The organism is Chromohalobacter sp. HP20-39 (genome assembly GCF_033052815.1).
GTDB lineage: Bacteria > Pseudomonadota > Gammaproteobacteria > Pseudomonadales > Halomonadaceae > Chromohalobacter.
In genome coordinates this window covers 1-352 of the sequence record NZ_JAWHTP010000311.1, presented here as the reverse complement: position 1 = coordinate 352, position 352 = coordinate 1, and the positions used below count along the sequence as shown (strand labels likewise).

At 56.2% G+C, this 352-nt stretch carries 1 protein-coding gene; it reads left to right on the top strand.

Annotated elements, in window-relative coordinates; translation table 11 throughout:
* A partial coding sequence (locus RVY79_RS18130; protein WP_317465918.1) for a conjugal transfer nickase/helicase domain-containing protein occupies positions 1-328 on the top strand: 328 nt, incomplete at its 5' end.
* Positions 329-352 lie beyond the last annotated feature (24 nt).

Genomic DNA, 352 nt, shown 5'->3' with positions numbered 1-352 from the left:
GCTCATCATCAATGACGCCAAGGCCCTGGTACATACCGTGTCCGACACGGTTTACCTGATCAGCCCTGGTGTTTTCCAGCGCTACGCACAAGAGCATCCAACCATTGGGCCGCTTGCGAAGGACGCGGCCCTGCAGGACTGGCAGTGGGTGCAGAAGCGCTTTGAAAAACTCGGACTCCACAGGAAACAGCCATCGGGTCTGAACATCAGGACGTGCGAGGTCATGGGACCGCGCAAAACGCGCCAGGTGCATGGCTATTTGCTCGAAGACCCATCGCACATATTCGATGCCGTTCCACCGAACAATCCTTATCTGTCGCTCAAATAGCCGACTAAGAGGGGAAGTGCCACA